Source organism: Micromonospora globosa, assembly GCF_000717585.1.
Taxonomy (GTDB): domain Bacteria; phylum Actinomycetota; class Actinomycetes; order Mycobacteriales; family Micromonosporaceae; genus Micromonospora; species Micromonospora aurantiaca.
On sequence record NZ_JNZR01000036.1, the window covers coordinates 13,315 to 35,354 of the forward strand.

At 72.5% G+C, this 22,040-nt stretch carries 17 protein-coding genes and 2 tRNA genes; 3 read left to right on the plus strand and 16 right to left on the minus strand.

Annotated elements, in window-relative coordinates; translation table 11 throughout:
* The first annotated feature begins 127 nt into the window (after positions 1-127).
* Positions 128-988 (plus strand): SDR family oxidoreductase, encoded by an 861-nt coding sequence (locus tag IF06_RS0126990; protein ID WP_030274350.1) that lies wholly within the window; start codon positions 128-130, stop codon positions 986-988.
* 105 nt (positions 989-1,093) lie between these two features.
* Positions 1,094-2,749 carry a ribosomal protection-like ABC-F family protein gene (abc-f, locus tag IF06_RS0126995; protein WP_030274352.1) on the plus strand — a complete coding sequence of 552 codons (1,656 nt, stop codon included), beginning with the start codon at positions 1,094-1,096 and terminating at the stop codon, positions 2,747-2,749.
* A 567-nt stretch (positions 2,750-3,316) separates the two neighbouring features.
* Here abc-f and IF06_RS33715 read toward each other — a convergent pair.
* From IF06_RS33715 to ald, 11 genes are all read right to left on the minus strand, one after another.
* A tRNA-OTHER gene (locus IF06_RS33715) sits at positions 3,317-3,389 on the minus strand.
* A 324-nt stretch (positions 3,390-3,713) separates the two neighbouring features.
* Positions 3,714-4,388 carry a GNAT family N-acetyltransferase gene (locus IF06_RS0127000; protein ID WP_030274354.1) on the minus strand — a complete coding sequence of 225 codons (675 nt, stop codon included), beginning with the start codon at positions 4,386-4,388 and terminating at the stop codon, positions 3,714-3,716.
* A gap of 437 nt (positions 4,389-4,825) precedes the next feature.
* A tRNA-Pro gene (locus IF06_RS0127005) sits at positions 4,826-4,899 on the minus strand.
* A gap of 147 nt (positions 4,900-5,046) precedes the next feature.
* On the minus strand, positions 5,047-6,453 hold the full coding sequence (gene der / locus IF06_RS0127010; RefSeq protein ID WP_013285600.1) for a ribosome biogenesis GTPase Der: 1,407 nt from the start codon (positions 6,451-6,453) through the stop codon (positions 5,047-5,049).
* Positions 6,450-7,130, minus strand: coding sequence for a (d)CMP kinase (gene cmk / locus IF06_RS0127015; protein ID WP_030274356.1), 681 nt, complete (start codon positions 7,128-7,130; stop codon positions 6,450-6,452). The genes der and cmk overlap by 4 nt, the downstream gene beginning before the upstream one ends.
* Positions 7,131-7,301: 171 nt before the next feature.
* Positions 7,302-8,072 carry a pseudouridine synthase gene (locus IF06_RS0127020; protein WP_030274358.1) on the minus strand — a complete coding sequence of 257 codons (771 nt, stop codon included), beginning with the start codon at positions 8,070-8,072 and terminating at the stop codon, positions 7,302-7,304.
* A complete protein-coding gene (scpB, locus tag IF06_RS33260; RefSeq protein ID WP_084588851.1) occupies positions 8,059-9,063 on the minus strand; it encodes an SMC-Scp complex subunit ScpB in 1,005 nt (334 codons plus the stop codon). Before scpB ends, IF06_RS0127020 begins: the two co-directional genes overlap by 14 nt.
* Positions 9,064-9,067: 4 nt before the next feature.
* A complete protein-coding gene (locus IF06_RS0127030; protein ID WP_030274363.1) occupies positions 9,068-10,156 on the minus strand; it encodes a segregation and condensation protein A in 1,089 nt (362 codons plus the stop codon).
* Between the two features lie 41 nt (positions 10,157-10,197).
* Complete coding sequence (locus IF06_RS0127035; protein WP_013285595.1) at positions 10,198-11,121, minus strand: ParA family protein; 924 nt, start codon at positions 11,119-11,121, stop codon at positions 10,198-10,200.
* Positions 11,122-11,315: 194 nt separating this feature from the next.
* Positions 11,316-12,287: a site-specific tyrosine recombinase XerD gene (locus tag IF06_RS0127040; RefSeq protein WP_030274365.1), complete on the minus strand. Its 972-nt coding sequence runs from the start codon at positions 12,285-12,287 to the stop codon at positions 11,316-11,318.
* A gap of 11 nt (positions 12,288-12,298) precedes the next feature.
* Entirely contained in the window at positions 12,299-13,414 is a 1,116-nt protein-coding gene (gene ald / locus IF06_RS0127045; RefSeq protein ID WP_030274367.1) for an alanine dehydrogenase, read from the minus strand.
* Positions 13,415-13,702: 288 nt separating this feature from the next.
* Between ald and IF06_RS32340 the strand changes: the two genes are divergently transcribed.
* Positions 13,703-13,954, plus strand: coding sequence for a TM2 domain-containing protein (locus tag IF06_RS32340; RefSeq protein ID WP_030274369.1), 252 nt, complete (start codon positions 13,703-13,705; stop codon positions 13,952-13,954).
* Positions 13,955-14,017: 63 nt separating this feature from the next.
* On the opposite strand, the gene IF06_RS0127055 is transcribed toward IF06_RS32340, so the two are convergent.
* The 5 genes from IF06_RS0127055 to murJ form a co-directional block, all read right to left on the minus strand.
* Complete coding sequence (locus tag IF06_RS0127055; protein ID WP_013285591.1) at positions 14,018-14,623, minus strand: NUDIX domain-containing protein; 606 nt, start codon at positions 14,621-14,623, stop codon at positions 14,018-14,020.
* Between the two features lie 34 nt (positions 14,624-14,657).
* Positions 14,658-16,388, minus strand: coding sequence for a CTP synthase (locus IF06_RS0127060; protein WP_030274371.1), 1,731 nt, complete (start codon positions 16,386-16,388; stop codon positions 14,658-14,660).
* Positions 16,389-16,710: 322 nt separating this feature from the next.
* Positions 16,711-19,212, minus strand: coding sequence for a hypothetical protein (locus IF06_RS0127065; protein WP_030274373.1), 2,502 nt, complete (start codon positions 19,210-19,212; stop codon positions 16,711-16,713).
* A complete protein-coding gene (locus IF06_RS0127070; protein ID WP_030274375.1) occupies positions 19,212-20,345 on the minus strand; it encodes a glycosyltransferase family 4 protein in 1,134 nt (377 codons plus the stop codon). Before IF06_RS0127070 ends, IF06_RS0127065 begins: the two co-directional genes overlap by 1 nt.
* Positions 20,342-22,039, minus strand: a complete 1,698-nt coding sequence (gene murJ, locus IF06_RS0127075; protein WP_030274378.1) for a murein biosynthesis integral membrane protein MurJ — start codon at positions 22,037-22,039, stop codon at positions 20,342-20,344. Before murJ ends, IF06_RS0127070 begins: the two co-directional genes overlap by 4 nt.
* Position 22,040: the final 1 nt, after the last annotated feature.

Genomic DNA, 22,040 nt, shown 5'->3' on the forward strand with positions numbered 1-22,040 from the left:
GCAACCCTAACAAGCTAACTAGACGAGACGGTCCGTCTTGACCCAGCGCAAGGGGAGTTGATACCGTCGCCATTATTACGAGACGGACCGTCTCGTCTAATCAACGCAGCCGATCGGAGTCCTGCATATGCACACCCCGGATAGCGCCTCCTCCCGCACCTGGTTCATCACCGGAGCCAGCCGCGGCCTGGGCCGTGCGTTCGCTCTCGCCGCACTGGAGCGCGGCGATCAAGTGGCCGCCGCCGCCCGCACCATCGCCCGGCGGGACTTCGACGACCGGTACGGAGATCGGCTACTTGCCCTTCCCCTGGACGTGACCGACCGCGACGCGGTGTTCGCCGCCGTGAACGCCGCCGTCGAGCACTTCGGTCGGCTCGACATCGTGGTGAACAATGCTGGGACCATGTCCTCGGGCATGGTCGAGGAGTTCACCGAGGCCGAGGCGCGCGCCCAACTGGAGGTCAATCTCTTCGGGGCGATGTGGGTCTGCCAGGCCGTCCTGCCGCACCTGCGGGCCCAGTCATCCGGTCACATCGTGCAGGTCTCCAGCATCGCCGCCCTGGGCGGTTTCCCGAGCACCGGCATGTACAGCGCGAGCAAGTTCGCGCTGGAGGGCATGAGCGAGGCACTGGCGGCGGAGGCCGCGCCGTTCGGTATCAAGCTCAGCATCGTCCAGCCCGGCGGCTACTGGACCAACCTGTACACCAGCATGACGACGACGGCAGCCTTGGCGGAATACGGCCCGTTGCGCGCCGAGCTGGAAAAGCACTGGGCCGAGGGCTCGATCGACAGTGAGCCGCGTCTGGCCGCCGACGCGCTGCTGAAGCTGGTCGACAGTGAAGACCCGCCGCTGCGGCTGCTGCTCGGCAGCATGGTCTACGACCTGGCCTTCGACATCTGCCAGCGGCGGATGGAGACCTGGGCTGCCTGGGAGCAGGTCAGTCGCGCTGCCGAGCACGCCGTGCCCGCCCCCGAAATCGCTAGTTGACCGAAGGACCGGCGTCAACACCGGCCTTTCCGGCACCAGAACCGCCGCACCGCCAACTCCGGCAGCGACAGTCCACTCGACCGCGCCGACATCAGGAGGACGCTTATGCGCATCGGTCATCCCTCATCCGACACTCAACTCGCCCTGTCCGGCGTCACCAAGCGGTATGACGACAGGATCGTGCTGAACGAGGTCTCGCTCACGGTCAAGCCCGGCGAAAAGGTCGGTGTGATCGGCGACAACGGGTCCGGAAAATCCACTCTGCTGCGCCTGCTCGCCGGACGAAGCCGACCCGACAACGGCTCCGTCACCGTCGCGGCGCCCGGTGGCGTCGGCTATCTGGCCCAGACCCTGGACCTGCCCGGAACGGCCCTCGTCGGCGACGCCGTCGATCTCGCGCTGGCGGACCTGCGCGACCTGGAGCGCCGGATACGGCAGGCCGAGTTCGGCCTGGGTGAGGCCACGCCCGTCGAGCTGGCCCTCTACGGCGAACTGGTCGCCCGGTTCGAAGCCCGCGAGGGATATCAGGCCGACACCCGGGTCGAGATCATGCTGAACGCACTCGGCCTGCCCGGACTGGACCGCAACCGCCTGCTCGGCACCTTGTCGGGCGGGCAGAGGTCCCGGCTCGCGCTGGCCGTGACCCTGGCCGCAGCTCCCGAGGTGCTGCTCCTCGACGAACCCACCAATGACCTCGACGACCAGGCCGTCGCCTGGCTGGAGAGCCACCTGCGAAATCACCGGGGTACCTTGATCGCGGTCACTCACGACCGGCTTTTCCTGGAGCGGGTCACCTCCACCATCCTGGAGGTAGACCACGATCTGTCCACTGTTCACCGTTACGGCAACGGCTACACCGGATTCCTGGAGGCCAAGGCGGCGGCCAAGGCACGCTGGGCGAGAGAGCACCAGGAGTGGCGCGCCGAGTTGATCCGCCAGGAAGGGCTGGCTGATTCTCATGCGAAACGGCTGGCCGCCATCCCGCGCAAGGCCCCGGCCGCCTTCAGCGGGGCGGGCGCGTTTCGCGCCAGATCACGGGCGCACGGGGCGATGAGCAGGATCCGCGGCGCTCGTGCACGGCTGAAACGGCTCCATCTGAACCGAGTTCCGCCGCCTCCGCCGCCTTTGCGGTTCACCGCCCACGTCACCGTTGCCGACATCGGCACCGCCGGCCCTCTCGTGGAACTGACGGACGTGCGTGTCGGCGAGCGCCTGTACGTCGAGTCACTGCGAATCCAACCGGGAGCACGCCTGCTGGTGACCGGACCCAACGGAGCGGGCAAGACCACGCTCCTGCGCGTCTTGGCCGGCGAACTCGCCCCCGACACCGGCACAGTCCGCCAGGCTCCCCGCGTGGGTCACCTGCGTCAGCAGAACGGCATGGTGTACAACGCAGGCACGGTCCTGGAAGCGTTCGCGGCAGGGCGACCGGGAGATCCAGCCGAACACGCCGATGCGCTGCTCGCGCTGGGACTGCTCCGCGCCACCCATCTCGCCTCGCCGGTCAAAGCTCTCTCTCCCGGACTGCGTCGCAGGCTCGAACTCGCCCGCATGGTCAGCGAACCGGCCGATCTGCTGCTCCTGGACGAACCCACCAACCACCTGTCCCCAGACCTGATAGACGACTTGCAGAATGCTCTGACCGATTACGAGGGTTCGCTCGTCATCGTCACCCACGACCGGCGCATGCGGGCTGCCTTCACCGGCTCCCACCTAGAGCTCAAGGCGGGCAGGGCGACCCTGCCCCACATCGCTGTGTGACCACGACGGGGCCCGCTCGTCGTTCACAAGCACATCCTGGCTGACCCGGGCAACGACCCGCACGTCATCAACCTGCAGGGCCGGCTCCAGTGCGGAACGACATGGCTGATATCGGCGGGTAATCCCGCATAGGTGAGCCGAGTTCTGCCGTCGCCGCCGGGACGGACCGCGCCAACGCCCGGCCACTCGCTCCGCTGCCCGAACCGATCATCGCCCCGGACGCTCGCCCGCCTTGCACATCCACCGACGTAACCGGTCGGTGGCATCCTCCATGAGTACGGACATGCCGCTTGAACTGCCTGGATGGAAACCTCGGCAGGCACAGGGCCAGCTTCTACACCACTCACCCGGCGTCGTGGCAGCTGCCGACACCTAAGGCACTTGATATGAGATCAAGGAAGCAACATGCCGGCCCATCCGGCATTGGCGCGGAGCCGCAGGCCAAAGCCGGTGAACGCCGAGGGGAACGACCTCAACCCGCGGCACGGTTACCGCCATCAAAGATCATTCGCTACCGGATGTTACCGCCGTTACCTGGGAAGATCTCCATCTCCCCAGGTCAACCGGTCGGGACGGCCGGATTCGAACCGACGACCCCTTGACCCCCAGGACGCTTCGCTAAGCGTTCCCGCACGTCCCGCACGCTGTCCCCAAGATCAGGCCGGGTAGTCGACGGCATGCCGTCCACCATCCCGCACGACGTGTGGTCCCCTCCTGGTCCCCGGTCGCACATCGAGGAACTGAGCGCCGGTTCCCCTCGCCAGCCGCTCCATCGGGCACGGAGCCGGCACACCGCGCTCCCGTGATTGCAAAGATCAAGCCTGTTGTCGGCCGGCCTCGGCTGGTACGGCTGACCTATTCACCTCGTCGGTTGCCGTCGCTCGTCACCCACGCCTGGCGGCCAGCTTGGCTGTACCAATGGTTATGCAGCCCAACGAACGTGCGGCCACGCGGGCAGCGGCCATCACCGGGATGCGGCCCGCTTAACGTCCATCAGCTCAAGCACCTCGTCGCTGAGTCCGTGAATCGCGATGTCGTCACGTTGGCTCTCCCACCGTTCGCGGTCGAGCACCAGGTTGATCTGCTCCTGGCGGGCACCGTCGAAAGCCCGGACTGTGGTGCCGTTCGACTGATAGCCGAGCGACCACGAGACTCCCAGCGACGGCGCGTTGGTGGACCAAGCGGCGGACTCGGCGCGATCCGCTCCAAGCCCGGCGAACGCGAGATGCAGGATGGCGCCCCGCATCTCCTTGCCGTAACCACGCCGCTGGAACCGCCGCGCGATCCATGACCCCGTCGAGACGGTCTTAGTGATCCCGAAGTCCTGCGCGCCGATCTCCTGCACTCCGACGCACACGCCATCGACCTTCACAGCCATTACCAGGTTCCATCTGCTCGGCCGCCAGTCCGCTAGGGATGCCCAGTAGTACCGCAGGAACGACCACTCGGCCTGGGGAGACGGTCCCGACTCCCATCCCGCTACGGGCGAACGCGTCAGAAATCGGTTCTGCGGATCGTAGATGCCGGCTGCCGCACGGATCGCCAGTTCGGCAAGCTCGTCCTCACCCGGCACAGCCAGCTCAAGCATGGACGTCGTCACCCGCAGACGGCGCACGGGCCAGATCTCGGCCAATGTCATCCGAGCATCATGCCCTGTCCTGCCGTCGGCCGTTGCCCGAAGATGTTGGCGATCTCCTCGTCGGGCAGTCGTAGACCGTCCAGCCTTCCCGGAAGGGGCAAAGGCATTCGTCCGGTAGGGTGCTCCACCTTGTTCCTGTCCGGGAAGGCTGGTAGCCCTTGTGGTGCCCGACGAGGCGATTCGCCCCGGCTGATCTCTGAGGGCAGGGGTTCAGGGCAGAGCCGCGGGGCCTTCACGGTTCTCGTCGTCCATCAGTGTGGCCGGCCGGCGCGGCCCGCTTTTGATCCAGAAAGCGAACGATGCGGTAGCCGTCCCGGCTGAACATTTCAGACTTGACCAACGGTCAAGGAGCGCTACCGGGCGGCGCACTTGACCGACTGGTCCCCAGAACGCCAAAAAGGGCCGACCCGATATCCGGATCAGCCCTCTGACCTGCGTCGGGACGGCCGGATTCGAACCGACGACCCCTTGACCCCCAGTCAAGTGCGCTACCAAGCTGCGCCACGTCCCGATGCCCCCGCCGGGTCTCCCCCGCGGCAGCCGATACAGCTTAGCGCAGGATCTTCGCACCGTGCGCAGAGGCCCCTCCCGCGCCGCGCGCCACACCCCCTAGAGCGTCCTAGGAGGGTGGCGCGCGGCAACAAGCGGCGACCAGGGGTCAGCCGTGGGCCTTGCCTCGGCCGCCGGGGCCGAGCTTCTTGCGCGGGCGTACCGAGATCTCGATCGGGCTGCCCTCGTAGCCGAACTCCTCGCGGAGCTTGCGCTCGACGAAGCGCTGGTAGCCGGCGTCCAGCGGCCCGGTGGTGAACAGCACGAACCGCGGCGGCGCCGCCCCGGCCTGGGTGGCGAACAGGATGCGTGGCGCGCGTCCGCCGCGTACCGGGTGCGGGGTGGCCTGGACCAGCGCGGTGAGCCACTGGTTGAGCTGCGCGGTCGGGATGCGCGTCTCCCAGCTGGCCAGGGCCTTGCGCAGCGCGGGCGCGAGCTTGTCGACGGCGCGGCCGGTCTTCGCGGACAGGTTCAGCCGGATCGCCCAGGGGATGCGTCGCAGCTCCCGGTCGATCTCCTTGTCCAGGTAGTAGCGGCGGTCGCCGTCGACCAGGTCCCACTTGTTGAACGCGATGACCAGCGCCCGGCCGGACTCGACGACCATGGTGAGGATCCGCTGGTCCTGCTCGCTGATCACCTCGCTGGAGTCGATCAGCACCACGGCGACCTCGGCCGCCTCGATCGCCGAGGCGGTGCGCAGGCTGGCGTAGTACTCGGTGCCGCTGGCCTTGCCGACCCGCTTGCGTAGACCGGCGGTGTCGACCAGCTGCCACGTCTCGCCGCCGATCTCGACCAGGCTGTCGACCGGGTCGACTGTGGTGCCCGCGACCGAGTCGACGACCGCCCGCTCCTCGCCGGAGAAGCGGTTGAGCAGGCTGGACTTGCCGACGTTGGGGCGGCCGACCAGGGCTACCCGGCGCGGGCCGCGCGGCCGGTTCTCCACGATCTTCGGCGCCTCGGGTAGCGCGTCCAGGATGGCGTCGAGCAGGTCGCCGGAGCCGCGGCCGTGCAGCGCCGACACCGGGAACGGCTCACCGAGGCCGAGCGACCACAGCGAGGTCGCCTCCATCTCGATGGTGGTGTTGTCGGCCTTGTTCGCGACCAGGATGACCGGCTTGGCGCTGCGGCGCAGCATCTTCACCGCGGCCTCGTCCACGTCGGTCGAGCCGACCATGGCGTCCACCACGAACAGCACCACGTCGGCGGTGACCACCGCGATCTCGGCCTGGGCGGCGATGGCCGCGGCACGGTCCTTGGCGTCGGGTTCCCAGCCGCCGGTGTCCACGACTGTGAACGCCCGGCCGTTCCACTGCGCGTCGTAGGGCACCCGGTCCCGGGTCACGCCGGGGATGTCCTCCACGACCGCCTGCCGACGGCCGATGATGCGGTTGACGAGCGTGGACTTGCCGACGTTGGGGCGGCCGACCACTGCCACCACCGGCTGCGGGCCGGTCGGCTCACCGGAGTCGGCCTCCGGCTCGCGCAACTCCACCCAGCCTTCGAAGTCCTCGCTCACGCGGCACCCCGCTCGGTGAGCATGTCCCGCAGACGCGCCACGACCTCGTCGATGCCCAGCTCGGTGGTGTCCAGCACCACCGCGTCAGGGGCCTGCTGCAGCGGGTTGACCTTGCGGGTCGAGTCGAGCCGGTCCCGGCGGGCCAGGTCGGCGGCGGTCGCCGCGACGTCGGCGGCGTCCTCGGCGCTGCGCCGCTTCGCGCGCGCCGCCTCGGAGGCGGTCAGGTACACCTTCAGGTCCGCGTCCGGCGCGACCACCGAGCCGATGTCCCGGCCTTCGACCACGATCCGGCCCGCGTCGGCGATCACCCGCCGCTGCCGGTCCACGAGCAGCTCGCGTACGGCGGCGACGGCGGCCACCGCGGAGACGGCTCCGGTCACCTCGGCGCCGCGGATGGCGGTGGACACGTCGGTGCCGTCGACTGTCACGGCGTACCCCTGAGGGTCGGTGCCGATGCGGAGGTCGGCCTCGGCGGCGACCTTTGCGACCGACTCGGTGTCGGTGAGTTCCACGCCGGAGCGCAGGACCGCCCAGGTCAGCGCCCGGTACATGGCGCCGGTGTCGAGGTAGCGGGCGCCGAGGCCCGTCGCCAGTCGCCGCGACACGGTGGACTTACCCGAACCGGACGGCCCGTCCACAGCGACCACGCATCGCCCGGCCGGTACGTTTTCCTCCACCGTTGTCCTCCTCAGCCCGTACCTCGCGGGTCGCCCGGTTTGTCGGGCGCCGTTGAGCGGATGTTCCGTCTTGAATCATGCCCGCGCCGCGCGGGCGTCCCACCGGGCCGGCGTGTGCCGGCCCGCGGACCGCGTCGAAGCCTACCGGGAGCCGTACCCCGATCGTCGGGGTCAGTCACCCACGGCCTTGAACAGGGCGGCGACCTCCGCGTTGGTCAGCCGCCGCATCCGCCCGGTGCGCAGGTCGCCGAGCTTGATCGGACCGATCGAGGTACGGATCAGACGGCTCACCGGGTGTCCCACCTCGGCCATCAGGCGCCGGACGATGTGCTTGCGCCCCTCGTGCAGGGTCAGCTCCACCTGGGCGGTTTTGCCAAGCGTGTCGACCAGCTTGAACCCGTCGACCTTCACCGGCCCGTCCTCCAGCTCGACGCCGGCGGTCAGCCGCTTGCTCAGGTTGCGCGGGATCGGCCCGGCCACCTCGGCGAGGTAGGTCTTGAGTACCTCGTACGACGGGTGCATGAGCTTGTGGGCGAGGGTGCCGTCGTTGGTGAGCAGGAGCAGACCCTCGCTGTCGGCGTCCAGCCGCCCGACGTGGTAGACCCGCTGCTCCAGCCGCGCGCCGATGAAGTCGGCGAGCTCGGTGCGGCCCTTCTCGTCGGCCATGGTGGTGACCACCCCGCGCGGCTTGTTCATCGCCACGTAGACCAGGCGGACGTCGGCCTGGAGCCGCTCCCCGTCGACGACGATCACGTCGCGGGCCGGGTCGGCCTTGTCGCCGAGCTGCGCCACCCGCCCGTTGACTGTGACCCGGCGCCGGAAGATCAGGTCTTCACAGGCGCGCCGGGAACCCACCCCCGCGGCGGCGAGCACCTTCTGGAGGCGCTCGGCGCCCTCGTACACGGGGGCGTCGGGCTTCGGAGCACGGTCATCGCGTCGCATCGGCAAGCTCTTCTACGTCGTCGGGAAGGAACGGGGCGAGCGGCGGCAGGTCGTCCACCGAGTTCAGCCCCAGCTTCTCCAGGAACATGGTGGTGGTCCGGTAGAGGTAGGCGCCGCTGTCCGCTTCGGTGCCGCACTCCTCGACCAGGCCGCGACCCACCAGGGTACGGAGCACCCCGTCGCAGTTGACACCCCGGATGGCCGAGATGCGGGAACGGGTCACCGGCTGCCGGTAGGCGACCACGGCGAGGGTCTCCAGCGCGGCCTGGGTCAGCCGCACGGACTGCCCGTCCAGTACGAACCGTTCCACGTACGTCGCGTATTCCGGCCGGGTGTAGAGACGCCAGCCACCCGCGGCCCGGCGCAGGTCGAACCCGTGCCCGGCCGCTGTGTATCCGGCGGCGATCTCGTCGAGCATCGCGCCGACCCGCTCCGGCGCCTGTTCGAGGATCTCGGCCAGGACCAGCTCGCTGACCGGCTGGTCCACCACGAGCAGGATCGCCTCCAGGGCGCCGCGCAGCTCCGCGTCGTCCAGGACGGGCGCGGGCGCCGGTTCCGGCACGGCCCGCCGCCGTCCCCGCTTAGGGGGTACGCCGTCAGCCCCCGCTCCCCCGCTCGCCCGCGGCGCCGCTTCCTGCGCGGCCGCGGCGACGTCCCGCCCGACGTCGTCCGTCCCGGCCTCTCCCGAGATCTTGGTACGGTCCCGCCCTCCGAGGGGCGTCCCCGTACCAAGATCCCCCTGAACCGTGGCGATCTTGGAAGGAATGGGCCCCTCTGGGGGCCCTTCGCTTCCAAGATCCGCCGAGGAATCCGGTGTCGCGTCGAGATCTGCTTCCCGGTAACCGGCGGTGTCCGCGATGTCGGGTGCCGGGTGCTCGGCGGGCGGGTCGGAGTCGTCCGGCGCCGGCTTGGGCGGGGCGGGGCGCTCCCACGGGGGCACCCAGGCGGCGGCCTGGTCGGCCAGGGAGTCGCGCCGTTCCTCGTCGCTCATCCGTTCACTCCTGCGTCGGTGCGGGTTCGTCCGCCGTCTCAATGGGCACGGCGGCGTCGGATGCGGCAGCTGCGGCGACGTCGCCCGGCACGGTGGCGCCAGCGGATTCGGCGGCATCGCCGGCCACCGCGGCAGCGTCCTCGGCCGGAGCAGCCGAGTCGTCGGGCGGCGCGGCGGGGACGGACGTGGTCGTGGGTTCGGGGCTGCCGGCGTACTCGTCGACTGTCAGCTCGGCATCGCCGTCGGCCGGGCCGGTCCAGCGGACAGTGAGTTCCTCCAGCGCCTGCTCCTGCACGAACGCCACGAGACCCTGCCGGTACAGCTCCAGCAGCGCCAGGAACCGGGCCACCACCTCGAGCGTCATCTCGCAGTCGGCGCAGAGCAGCGAGAACGTGGCGATCCCGGCGCGGCGCAGCCGGTCGGCGATGATGCCGGCGTGTTCCCGGACGCTGACCCGGACCATGTGCACGTGGGCGATTGAGACCTCGGGTACCGGTTTCGGGCTCATCGCCTTGACCGCGAGCTTGCGCAGCCGCTCGGGACCGATGCCGAGTACCAGGTCGGGCAGCGCCTCGGCGTACCGCGGTTCGAGTGTGACCGCCCGCGGGTAGCGCCGGCCGCCGACCGCCTCCAGCTCGGCGATGTGCGCGGCGGCCTCCTTGTACGCCTTGTACTGCAGCAGCCGGGCGAACAGCAGGTCCCGCGCCTCCAGCAGCGCCAGGTCCTCCTCGTCCTCGACCTCGGCCGAGGGCAGCAGCCGGGCCGCCTTCAGGTCCAGCAGTGTCGCGGCGACGAGCAGGAACTCGCTCGTCTCGTCCAGGTCCCACTGGTCGCCCATGGCGCGCAGGTACGCGATGAACTCGTCGGTGACCTTGTGCAGCGCGACCTCGGTGACGTCCAGCTTGTGCTTGCTGATCAGCTGGAGCAGCAGGTCGAACGGGCCGGTGAAGTTGTCGAGCCGGACCGTGAAGCCACTCGTCTGTTCGCCGGTGCCCGGCTCGGCGGGCACCACACCGTCGACCTCGGCGGCCAGCTCCGCGGCGACGGCGGGGTCGCCGGGGCCGTGCGGCGGGTCGAGGGGCGGTGCGGTCACCGGGAAACCGTAGACGACGCGGCGGGCGGCCGGCGTGCGCCCTACCGGTCCGCCTGGGCGGCGATGACCTCCCGGGCGAGCTGCCGGTAGTTGCGCGCGCCGGAGGAGGCCGGGTCGAGGGTGGTGATCGGCGCACCGGCCACCGTGGACTCGGGGAACTTCACCGTCTTGGTGATGACGGTCTGGTAGACCTTGTCGCCGAACGCCTCGACCACCCGCTGGAGCACCTGGCGGCAGTGGGTGGTGCGGCTGTCGTACATGGTGGCGAGGATGCCTTCGAGTTCCAGGTCGAAGTTGAGCCGCTCGCGCACCTTGTCGATGGTGTCCAGCAGCAGCGCCACACCGCGCAGGCTGAAGAACTCGCACTCCAGCGGGATGAGCACGCCGTGCGCGACGGTCAGCGCGTTGATCGCCAGCAGGCCCAGCGAGGGCTGGCAGTCGATCAGGATGAAGTCGTACTCCTTGCGGATGGTCCGCAGCACCCGCGCCAGGGCCATCTCCCGGGCGACCTCGTTGACCAGCTGGATCTCGGCGGCGGAGAGGTCGATGTTGGCGGGCAGCAGGTGCAGCCCGGCCACGTCGGTCTTGATGAGGACGTCCTCGGCGGTGACGTCGTCCTGCATCAGCAGGTTGTAGACCGACAGGTCCAGGTTGTGCGGGTTGACGCCCAGCCCGACGGAGAGGGCGCCCTGCGGGTCGAAGTCGACGAGCAGCACCTTGCGGCCGTACTCGGCCAGGGCCGCGCCCAGGTTGATGGTCGTCGTGGTCTTGCCGACGCCGCCCTTCTGGTTGGCCATCGCGATGATCCGCGCCGGGCCGTGCCGGTCGGTCGGCATGGGTTCGGGGATCGGCTTGCGCATGGTGTACGCGGCCGGGTCGGCGGGGCCGAGATCGGCACCGAGCGTCGCCTGCTGCTCACGGAGCTCCGACGTCCAGGTCTCGGCACGGTCACCGTTTCCTGCCATGTCCTCGTTGCCCCCTCCCGACGACCACCCGGCGTCGGAGCCGTCCGACGTCCCTCGCGGCGCCGCTGCGCACCCCCGGTCCGTCGTACCTGGAGGCCCGCGCCGATGCCGACTGTACGCCACCGGCCAGCAGCGCGTTCGGTAGCGGGTCGGCGTGTCGGCCGCCCGTCAGCCAGGTCCGGCCACGTCGGCACTCAGCGGGCGCGGGGGTGGGCTGTCGCGTACACCTCGCGCAGCCGCTCCACAGTCACCAGCGTGTAGACCTGGGTGGTGGTCACCGAGGCGTGGCCGAGCAGTTCCTGCACCACCCGCACGTCCGCGCCGCCGTCGAGCAGGTGGGTGGCGTACGAGTGGCGCAGCGTGTGCGGGGAGACCGCGTCGGGCCCGTCGACCGGCAGGCCGGCACGTGCGGCGGCGGTACGCAGCACGGCCCAGGCGCCCTGCCGGGTGAGCGGGCCGCCACGCGCGTTCACGAACACCGCGTGGGTGCCGCGCCCGGCGGCGAGCAGCGCCGGGCGGCCCCGGACCAGCCAGGCGCGCAGCGCGTCGGCCGCGTACCCGCCGACCGGGACCAGCCGGGTCCGGCCGCCCTTGCCGCGCAGCAGCACCGTGCCGGCGTCCAGGTCGAGGTCGTCGACGGCCGCGCCGACCGCCTCGGAGATGCGCGCGCCGGTGCCGTACAGGAATTCCAGCAGCGCCCGGTCGCGCAGCGCGCGGGCGGCGGCGTCGCCGCTGGCGCCGGGCAGGTCGGCGGCCTCCAGCAGCCGCAGGACCGCGTCGACGGGCAGCGCGCGGGGCAGCCGGCGCGGCGGCGCGGGCGGGCGGACGTCGCGGCTGGGGTCGGCGCCGGCGAGTCCCTCGCGCAGCGCGAAGCGGTGCAGGCCGCGGACCGCGCTGGCCGCGCGGGCGGCGGAGGAGACGGCGAGCGGCGGGTGGTCGTCGTCGCCGGCGCGCAGCCGGGCCAGGTGGGCCTCGACCTGCGCGGGCCCGGCGGCGGCCAGGTCGTCCACCCCTGCTGCGGCCAATGTGGCGAGGTAGCGGTCCAAGTCGCGGCGGTACGAGGCGAGCGTGTTCGCGGACAGCCCGCGTTCGACGGTGAGGTGGTCCAGGTAGGTCCGGACCGCACGGCGCAGGGCCGGCGCGGGTTCCGCGCCGGCCCTGCGCACAGCGGCGTCGGTCAGCTCAGCACCTCGTCCAGCGGCAGCACGTCCATGCCGTGCGCCTCGGCGACCGGGCCGTAGACGACCTTGCCGGCGTGGGTGTTCAGACCAAGGGCCAGCGCCGGGTCGTTGCGCAGCGCCTGCTGCCAGCCCTGGTTCGCCAGTTCGAGGGCGTACGGCAGGGTGACGTTCGTCAGCGCGTAGGTGCTGGTGTTCGGCACCGCCCCGGGCATGTTCGCCACGCAGTAGAAGATCGAGTCGTGGACCTTGTAGACCGGGTCGGCGTGCGTGGTCGGGCGCGAGTCCTCGAAGCAGCCGCCCTGGTCGATGGCGATGTCGACGAGCACGCTGCCCGGCTTCATCCGGGAGACCAGCTCGTTGGAGATGAGCTTCGGGGCCTTCGCGCCGGGCACCAGCACCGCGCCGATGACCAGGTCCGCGTCGAGCACGGCCCGCTCGATCTCGTACGCGTTGGAGGCGACGGTCTGCAGGTGGCCCCGGTAGATGGCGTCGGCGGAGCGCAGCCGGGCCACGTTCTTGTCCAGCAGCAGCACCTCGGACTGGAGGCCGAGCGCGATGGCGGCGGCGTTCAGGCCGGACACGCCCGCGCCGATGACCACGGTCTTGGCCGCGTACACACCGGAGACGCCGCCGGGCAGCACGCCCCGCCCGCCGCCGGTACGCATCATGTAGAAGGCGCCCACCTGCGGGGCGAGGCGGCCGGCCACCTCGGACATCGGGGCGAGCAGCGGCAGCGAGCGGTCGGGCAGCTCGACCGTCTCGTACGCGATGCCGGTGACCTTCCGGTCGACCAGCGCGTCGGTGCACTCGCGGGACGCGGCCAGGTGCAGGTAGGTGAACAGCACCTGCCCCTCGCGCATCCGGTGGTACTCCTCGGCGATCGGCTCCTTGACCTTCAGCACCAGATCGGCGGTGTCCCACACCTCGTCGGCGGTGGCCAGGATCTTCGCGCCGGCGGCGGCGAACTCGTCGTCGGTGATGCTCGAACCGACTCCGGCGCCTGCCTCCACGAAGACCTCGTGGCCGTGGCGGGTGAACTCGTTGACGCCGGCGGGCGTGATCGCCACCCGGTACTCGTGGTTCTTGACCTCGCGGGGGATTCCGACCTTCACGATGCAGACACCTTCCTCCGGGGCGGCTCACCCCCGACTGCGCGGCCGCGCCGGCTCCGTTGCCGGCGCGGTCCGCCTGTCCCGCCGGCGGCAGTCTAGGCCCGTGGGAAGCCCACGGGCGGCGACACTGTGACATCCGGTGCCCGCTGGTCCTGACGGTGTGTCAGGCATGCCTCGGACTGCCCGGTGGAGACGCCATCCGCCGAGAGGACAAAGTTCGATGACATCTTCCCATCGGCTGAGCGGCGAGGCCGACAGGACGTGAACCGATCACTATTGTGTCCGCTCATGACCACTCCTTATCAGCAGTACCCGCAGGGCGTCTCCGACAAGAGCAAGGTCGTCGCGGGTGTGCTTCAGATCCTGCTCGGCGGCTTCGGCATCGGCCGGTTCTACATGGGCGACACCAAGACCGGTGTCATCCAGCTCATCGTCACGCTCGTGACGTGCGGCTTCGGCGCGATCTGGGGCCTCGTCGACGGCATCCTGATCCTCGTCAACGGCGGTGTCGACGGGCAGGGACGCCCTCTGCGCGACTGACCACAGGCGCACGGAAGGGGCCGCCCGGCGCAGTGCGCCGGGCGGCCCCTCGTCGTTTGCGGATCAGCGCGGCAGCGGCGCCTCCGGGCGGCGCAGCTCGGTGAAGCCGGTGTCGCGGGCGCGGGCGGCGGCGAGCAGCCCGGCCACGCAGGACGCGTTGGTGATCTCGCCGGCCAGCACCATCCGCACCGCCTCGTCCAGGTCCACGCGGACCACCTGGAGGTCGGCCTCCTCGTCGTGCCGGTCGTGCCGCTGATCGGCCGGCACGTCGGCGAGGTCGCGGGCCAGGAACACCCGCACCACCTCGTCGGCGAAACCGGGCGAGCTGTGCAGGTCGACGAGCACGTCGACGCGCCCGGCGGTCAGGTCCGCCTCCTCGGCCAGCTCCCGCAGCGCGGCGGCGGCCAGGTCCTCGCCGCCGACGTCCATCAGCCCGGCGGGCAGCTCCCACAGGTGCCGGCCGACCGGGTGCCGGTACTGGCGGATCAGCACCACCTGACCGGCGTCGTCGAGCGCCACCACGGCGACCGCGCCGACGTGCCGCACGTAGTCGCGGGTCGCGCTGCCGCCGCCGGGCATGGTGACGTCGTCGCTGACCACGGAGAAGATCCGGCCGGACCAGATCTCCCGGCGGCCGGTCACCTCGTACCGGTGCTCGACGCCGCTCACGCCGCCTCCCCGCGCGCCCGCGCGGACCGGCCGCTCACTTCGCGGACGCCTTCGCGCCACCGCCGCCGCCGGCCTTCTTCGACGCGCCGTCCAGGTCCACCGGCAGCTGGTCGGCCTGCGAGTACGCCACGGCGGCGCCGACGAACGCGGCGAACAGCGGGTGCGGCCGGGTGGGGCGGCTCTTGAGCTCCGGGTGCGCCTGGGTGGCCACGAAGAAGGGGTGCAGGTTGCGGTCCAGCTCGACGAACTCGACCAGCCGCCCGTCCGGCGACGTGCCGGAGATGGTCAGACCGGCCTTGGTGAGCTGGTCGCGGTAGGCGTTGTTCACCTCGTACCGGTGCCGGTGCCGCTCGCTGACCTCGGTGCTGCCGTACGCCTCGGCGACGATCGAGCCCTCGGCCAGCTTCGCCGGGTACGCCCCGAGCCGCATGGTGCCGCCCAGGTCGCCGCGCCCGGCGACGATGTCCTCCTGGTCGGCCATGGTGGCGATGACCGGGTGCACGGCCTCCTCGTCGAACTCCAGCGAGTTCGCCCCGTCGAGGTTGGCCAGGTGCCGGGCCACCTCGATGGTCATGCACTGGAGGCCGAGGCAGAGGCCCAGCAGCGGGATGCCGTTCTCCCGCGCGTACCGGGCGGTGCCGACCTTGCCCTCGATGCCGCGGACGCCGAAGCCGCCGGGGATCACGATGCCGTCGACGCCGGACAGCGCGGCGGCGGCACCCGCCGGGGTCACGCAGTCGTCGCTGGGCACCCACTTGAGCTGCACCCGGGCGCGGTGGCCGAACCCGGCCGCCCGGATCGCCTCGCTGACCGACAGGTACGCGTCGGGCAGGTCGACGTACTTGCCGACCAGCGCGACGGTGATCGTGTGCCGGGGCTGGTGCACCCGCTCCAGCAGGTCGTCCCAGCGGGTCCAGTCCACGTCGCGGAACGACAGGCCGAGCCGGCGCACCACGTACGCGTCGAGGCCCTCGCGGTGCAGCACCTTCGGGATGTCGTAGATGCTCGGCGCGTCCGGCGCGGCGGTGACCGCCTCCCGGTCGACGTCGCAGTACAGCGACAGCTTCTCCTTGACCTTCTCCGGGATCTCCCGGTCGCAGCGCAGCACCAGCGCGTCGGGCTGGATGCCGATGCTGCGCAGCTGCGCCACCGAGTGCTGGGTCGGCTTGGTCTTCAGCTCGCCCGACGGCGCCAGGTACGGCACCAGCGACACGTGCAGGTAGAAGCAGTTGTCCCGGCCCAGGTCGTGGCGGATCTGCCGGATCGACTCCAGGAACGGCAGCGACTCGATGTCGCCGACAGTGCCGCCGACCTCGGTGATCACCACGTCGGGCACCTGGCCGTCGGCGTCCGGGTCGGCCATGCCGCGGATGCGGGCCTTGATCTCGTTGGTGATGTGCGGGATGACCTGCACCGTGTCGCCGAGGTACTCCCCGCGCCGCTCCTTGGCGATCACCGCCGAGTAGATCTGGCCGGTGGTGACGTTCGCCTTGCCGGAGAGGTCCCGGTCGAGGAACCGCTCGTAGTGCCCGACGTCGAGGTCGGTCTCGGCGCCGTCCTCGGTGACGAAGACCTCGCCGTGCTGGAACGGGTTCATCGTCCCGGGGTCGACGTTCAGGTACGGGTCGAGCTTCTGCATCACCACGCGCAGTCCGCGCGCGGTCAGCAGACTGCCGAGGCTGGAGGCGGTGAGGCCCTTACCCAGCGAGGAGGCGACGCCCCCGGTGACGAAAATGTGCCTGGTCGTCCGTGCTGTTGGGGCCAAGGCCTGCTCCCGTGTCGTCCGTAGCGGTCGTGCGAACCGCCGTGCCGATCAGCAGAGTGATCACGCGATCCACGGGATTCCACGGTAACACCATCCGGACCGTGAGCCGGCGTCGCACCCGCTGTCGGCGCACGTGAGGCCGGTGCCGGCCCTCCCCCGGCGCTCTCCCGGCCCTCCTCCGGCCCGGGTCCGGCCCGGGTCCGGCCCGGGTCCGGGCCCTTGATCGACACCAGCTCGCCGATGTGGTGCCTTCCACCGGGCCTCGACCCCGCCACCTCCCCGAACCGGCGGGCGGCAGACCTGGCGGGCCACGCGGGCGGGGTCAGCGGGCAGGGATGTCCGAGGACGCCGGGGTCGGCTGTGCGGGCACTTGCGCCCCGCGGGCCGTGCCCGCGGCGCGCGGCCCGTCCGGCGCCTCCGTGCCTGCGGAGCGCGGCCCGTCCGAGCCAGCGGCGCGCGGCCCGTCCGGCGCCCCCGTACCTGAGGAGTCCTGCCCGTCCGGTCCGGCCGGCTCCCCGGCCTCCCCCGGGTCGCCGGCACCGTCGCCGGCCGCACCGTCGGCGGCCGAGCCGTCGGCGGCCGAGCCGTCGCCCGCCGACCGACCACCACCCGCACCGTCGCCACCCGCACCGTCGCCGGCCGGGTCGCCGGCCGCGCCGCCCCTGGAGGAGTCGTCCGGTCCGCCCGGTGGGACCGCGCCCGTCTCACCGCCGCCACGCCCGCTGTCGGGCACCGTACGGTCGGTGGAGTGGTCGAGCACCCGCAGCGCCGCCAGGGCCGCCATGGGCACCACGAGGGCCGCCGCCGCGCCGGCCACGTCCAGCGCCGACCCGCCGAGGAGGCCGCCCAGCCCGACGGCCACGCCGGTGCCGGCCATCGCCGCCCGGATCGCCGGATAGATGCCGAACAGCCGCATCAGCCCGCCCCAGGGCTGGAGCAGCGCGAGCCAGACCAGCGCCGCCCCGGCCAGGGCCAGCACGGTCAGTGGGCTGTTCACCAGCGTCTGGATGTTGGAGCTGCTGGACCGGTGCACGGTGAGCCCGCCGGTGCCGTCGCCCACAGCGGCCAGGAACCGGCCCAGGCTGCCCCGCTCGTCCGCGGGACGGCCGAGGTCGACCAGGGCGAAGCCGACGGTGACCGCCAGCGCGGCCATGGTGGCCCAGGCCAGCCGGCTCACTGTCAGCCAGCCGCCGCTGCAGATCGCGGCCGCGACGCTGACCCCGGCGGTGAGCGCGATCGCGCCGATCGAGTCGGCCCCCAGGTAGGGGCTGCCCACTATCACCACGGCGAGCCCGCCGACCGTCACCATCACCATCGGCCGCCAGCCCTTGCGGAACCGCTGGGCGAGCCAGCCGCCGCACAGCAGCGCCCCGGCGATGAACACGCCCAGCCCGACGGTGCCGAGCCCGGCGTACCGGCCACCCTCCAGCGCCGAGTAGCCGACCACGCCGTTGAGCTGCAACCGGGAGCCGGTGAGCACGTCCACTCCGACGACGAGCGTGGCCAGCCCGGCGACCGCCCCGAGCGGACCGAGCGTGCGCTCGTGTCCGGGACTGAACCGGACCGCGGCGGTGCCGCCGACGATGAGCAGCGCGGTCACCGAGGCGTACCAGAGGCCCGCGTGGTCGCCGCGCCACCAGGGCACGGCGTCGGCGAGCAACGCTGCGGGCACTGCCAGCGCGGCGGCGATCAGCAGCAGTTCCACCACCGCCACGATCCGCGGGGACACCGGTTCCGGCCCGTGCGGTCCGGCGAGCCGGCGGGCGCGGCGCAGCAGCGGCAGCACCGCCACCGCGAGGGCGAGCTGGGCGGCGGCGAGCAGCGTGAAGAACCAGCCGGCGACGCGGCGCTGGGCGGCTGCCTCCCGGTCCGCGTCGGCCGGCGCCTCGATCGCGGCCCGCAGGTCGTCCGGCCGGTCGTCGACAGTCACCGCGGGCCGGCCGAGGAACGCCCGTTCCGGCATCGGCTTGTCGAGCACGGCGAGCACGGTCGGGGCCAGGTCGATCAGTTGCAGGTAGCCGGACCGGGCGGTGCTGGGCGAGGTCAGCCAGCCGCCCTCCCAGCCGGGTCCGTCGGCGATCGCGACGTGCAGCCGCGCCGGGGAGTCGGTGTCGGACACGCCCGCGACGAGCACCAGCGAGCGCGGCGGCCGGGCGGCGAGCACCCGGGCCAGCCGGGCGTCGGCCTGCCGCGCCTGGGCGGCCCGTACCTCCGGGTCGTCGTCGTCGACGGTGCCGACGTCGACGATGCTCAGCACGCAGGAGCCGAGCAGTTCCGCCGGCTTCTCCGGGAGCGTGGGCGCGTACCTGTCGACCCGGCCGAACGGGCGGGCGGCGGCCACGGCGGCGCCCGGGCCGACGGCCACCGAGCAGCGCACCGACTCGGCCAGCGCGCCGGGTGTGGCGCCCCAGGAGAGCTGCTCCTGGTTGTGCGCCACCGCGCTGGGCTGGTCGGGCAGGTTCGCGCCGATGCCGTCGGGCCGCTCGACTGTCACACCGGTGGCCGGGCAGCCACCGCCCGGGCGGGCGCCGGGCCAGGCGGCGAAGTTCCCCGCGCCGAGCGTGAGCCAGCCGTCGACCGGGCAGGTGGGGCGGTGCGCGGAGCGTACCGAGAGCGACCCGATCGCGCCCTGCTCGGCCATCCGCCACAGCGTCGGCGTGTTCTCCGGGTCGACGTCGTCCCACCGCAGGCCCGCCGCGCCGACGAGCACCACGAAGTCGGCGCCGGGCCGGGTCGCACCCTCGTCCGGGCGGGCGGAGAGCGCGGTGATGCCCAGCGCCACCACGACCAGCGTCAGCAGCACCGGGGTCAGTCTGCGCAGCATCAGCGGTTCCCGGTGGAGAGCTGGGGTGTCAGCTCGGCGTAGAGGCCGGCGAGCGCGGCCATGGTGTCCGCCTCGGTGGGCCAGGTCGCGGCCCGCGCCAGGCCGCGACGGCCCAGATCGGCCCGGCGTACGGGGTCGTCGAGCAGGTCACGCACGGCCGCGTCGACGGCGTCCACGTCGCCCGGCGGCACCAGCACCGCCGCGTCGCCGACCAGGTCCGGCAGCCCGCCGACGGCGGTCGCGACGAGCGGTACGCCCGCCCGCAGCGCCTCCTGCGCGAACAGCTGGCGGGCCTCCCAGTCGCTCGTCACCACCGCCAGGTCGGCGGCGCCCAGCAGGTCCGCCACGTCGGTACGGTGCCCGAGCAGCGTCACCGGCGCGCGGGCGGCCGAGATCCGGGCGGCCAGCGGCAGGTACGCCGGACCGCTGCCGGCGATCACCACGAGCGGGGCGGGAGTACGGGTCCGCCAGCGGGCGGCGGCGTCGATCAGCACGTCGTACCGCTTCTGCGGGTGCAGCCGGCCCACCGAGAGGATCAGCTGCTGGTCGGCGGCGACCGCGAACTCGGCGCGTACCGCCGTGCGGCGGCGCCGCGGCGCGGGCAGCGCCGGCGCGGCGACCGGGGCCAGGCGGGCGTCGGCGGCGCCGAGCGCGGCGGCGCGGTCGACCAGGTCGGCGGAGGCGCCCAGCGCGACCCGCACGGACCGGGCGACGACCCGCTCGACCAGCCGGGACACCGCGCCGCGCAGGCCATTGGCGAGGACCGCGTTGTGCCAGGTGACGACCAGCGGCGCGGCGGGACGGGCGAGCGCGGCCACCAGGCCGGCGCGCAGCCCGTGCGCGTGCACCACGTCGACGGGTTTGTCAGCGAGCGCCCGGCGCAGCGCGGTGACCGCGCGCGCGTCGCCCGGCGTGGGGCTGGCCGGGATCTCCACCGGCGTGAACCGGGCCCCGGCGCCGGTGAAGTCGAACTGTTCCTCGGTGGCGGCCGGGCCGCAGACCAGCACGGACGCGCCGGCCTCGGTCAGCCCTCGGGTGATCGAGCGCACGTGCTGCCCGACCCCGCCGGTGCTGGAGGCGAGCACCAGGGCCACCGACCCGGGCCAGCGCGGTGCCGGCGAGGCGTCCGTCATGAGGAAACGGTCTCCCTTCCGTCACCCCGCTCGCCGGGGTGCTGCTGCGCCGGCGGGCCGTCGTCCCCGCCGGCCGGGCGTCGCCGGCGCAGCCGGCGGGTCACGGTCGCGAGCAGCGGCCGCAGGTCGCGGGCGTCGGTCAGCCAGGCGACGGCGAGGAACAGGACACCGACCACGACCCCGGACAGCATGCCCTGCGCGAGGGCCCACGGTGTCGTCGGGGTGCCGTCACCGAGCCCGGCGAGTCCCGCCGAGACGGCCGCTCCGCCGGCTCCGGCGACGACGGCCGCGAGCAGCCCGGCGGCGCCGGCCCGGCCGACACCGGCCAGCGCCTCGCCACCGGCGGCCCGCCGGACCGCGGCGATCAGCAGCACGCCGAGCAGCAGCATGCCGGCCGAGGTCGCCAGCGTCACCGCGAGCACCCGGTCGGCCAGCGGCGCCACCTGCGCGGACACCACGGCGAGCGCGGGCACGCTGAGCCAGCCGAGCGCGGTGGCCACTGTGGCCGCGCGGGTCTCTCCCCGCGCGTACAGCGCGCGGGTGAGCACCGCGAACAGGCCGTAGCCGACCAGGCCGGGCGCGAAACCGGCGATCCCGGCCGCCGCGGTGCGCGCGTCGAGCGCATCGGAGAAGAAGAAGTGCCCGACCGGGATCGCGGTGCCGACGAGCGCGGCGGCGCCGAGCAGGCTGAGCAGCACGACCCCGCGTACCGCCGGGGCCAGGGTCTCCCGGTAGGCGCGCTCGTCGCCGGTGGCCCGGGCCGCGACGAGCGTCGGGTACGCGGCCACCGCGAGCGGCACGGCCAGCACCGCCCAGGGCAGGAAGTAGACGGTCTGGGCGAGGTTGTAGACGCTGACGTCGGCGGTCCGGCCGTAGGTGACCTGGTTGAGCGCGACGACCAGGGCGATCTGCTGGGCGGCCACGGTGACCGCCCCGGCGACCACCAGACCGCCGACCCGGGCGCGGGCGTCGGCGGGGAAGCGGTAGCCCGGCCGGATCCGCAGCCGCAGGCGGCGCACCGGGATCAGCAGCGACAGTGAGAGCACCACCACGCCGAGCGTGGTGCCGGCGGACAGCAGCAGCTCGCCGCCGCGTCCCGCCTCCCCGATCGTGGCCAGCCGCCCCTGCTGCGCGGTGAAGCCCAGGTAGACGGCGATGACCGTGACGCTCGACAGCAGCGGCGCGATCACCGGCCAGGCGAAGCGGCGGTGCGCCTGGAGCACACCGGTCAGCACGATCCCCACGCCGTACAGCGGCAGCTGCGGCGCGAAGACCCGCAGCATCCGCGCCCCGGACGCCTGCTGGGCCTCGCTGAGACCGTTCCCGATCAGGCCCGGCAGCGGGTCGGCGAACAGCGCCAGCAGCATCGCCAGCGGGACCAGCAGGCTCAGCGTCCAGGTCAGCAGCGCGCCGGTGGTGGCGGCCACCGCGCGCCGGTCACCCGCCTCGACGGCGCCGGCCAGCAGCGGTACGACGAGACTGGCGAGCGCCCCACCGGCGACGATCTCGAAGATGAAGTTCGGGACGTAGTTGGCCACCAGGTAGGCGCCGCCGAGATCGGTGGGGCCCAGCATCCAGGTGAACACGGCGGTACGGCCGAAGCCGGCGAGCCGGCTGAGGACGGTGAGGACGGCGATGAGGGCGGCCGCCCCGGCGACCCGGCCGGCGGCGGCGAGAGGAGCCGGTTTCGTCACG